1 protein-coding gene is annotated in these 1,145 nt (G+C 60.8%); it reads left to right on the top strand.

All coding sequences use genetic code 11. The annotated features are described in order from the left end of the window. Positions 1-1,105, top strand: a 1,105-nt coding sequence (locus tag KDH83_RS30735) for an IS256 family transposase (protein ID WP_212322834.1), incomplete at its 5' end; no start/stop codon positions are given. Positions 1,106-1,145: the final 40 nt, after the last annotated feature.

Here is a 1,145-nt window from a genome sequence, read left to right as displayed (position 1 = left end):
CGCAGGCGAGATGAACCATCATCTAGGCTATCCGAGCGGTGCGGCCAAGCCGGCCGATGTCGCCAACCAGCGCAATGGCAAGGGCGCCAAGACGGTGCTCACCGAGGAAGGCCCTGTGCGTATCGAGGTGCCGCGCGACCGCGACGGCAGCTTCGCTCCGTTGCTTATCCCCAAGCACGAGCGGCGTTTCACAGGTTTTGACGACAAGATCGTCGCCATGTACGCCCGAGGCATGACGGTGCGCGAGATCCAGGGATTTCTGCTGGAGCAATATGCCACCGAGGTCTCACCGGAGTTCATCAGTTCAGTGACCGATGAGGTCATGGCCGAGGTCACTGCCTGGCAGTCTCGGCCTCTGGAACCGATGTACCCGGTCGTCTTCTTTGACGCGCTGCGGGTCAAGATCCGCCAGGATGCGGTCGTACGCAACAAGGCCATCTACCTGGCGCTGGGTGTGTTGCCCGATGGTTCACGCGACATTCTTGGCCTTTGGATCGAGGGCACCGAAGGCGCCAAGTTCTGGATGAAGGTCTTCAATGATCTGAAGACCCGAGGCGTGGGCGATATCCTGATCGCCGTGACCGATGGCTTGAAGGGCATGCCCGAGGCCCTGGCCGCTGTCTTTCCCGCGACCACGCTGCAAACCTGCATCGTGCATCTGATCCGCAACAGCCTGGATTACGCGACCTGGAAGGAGCGCAAGGCGCTTGCCGCAGCCATTCGGCCGATCTATACCGCCACGAGCGCCGAGACAGCCGAGGCTGAGCTTGATGCCTTCTCCGAAGGCCCCTGGGGGCAGAAATTCCCGACGATCCGCGCCGCGTGGCGCAGCGCCTGGGATCGCGTGATTCCCTTCTTCGCATTTCCGCCAGAGGTGCGCCGAGTGATTTATACGACCAACGCCATCGAGAGCATCAATGCCCAGTTGCGCAAGATCATCAAGACGCGAGGCCATTTCCCGTCCGACGACGCCGCGACAAAGCTGATCTGGCTGGCCCTGCGCAATATCACCGCAGATTGGGGACGGCCGGCTCGCGATTGGAAGCAGGCCATGAACCAATTCGCTATCCTCTATCAGGAACGGTTCATCAGGCCTTCTGTGTAATTCCTAAGCCCGCCTTGAACACGGAATTTCTGACACTCCC

The sequence above is a fragment of the Achromobacter sp. Marseille-Q0513 genome, from assembly GCF_018195695.1.
GTDB lineage: Bacteria > Pseudomonadota > Gammaproteobacteria > Burkholderiales > Burkholderiaceae_B > Achromobacter.
Note: the sequence above shows the minus strand (reverse complement) of the source record. Positions and strands in the feature narration are given on the sequence as shown.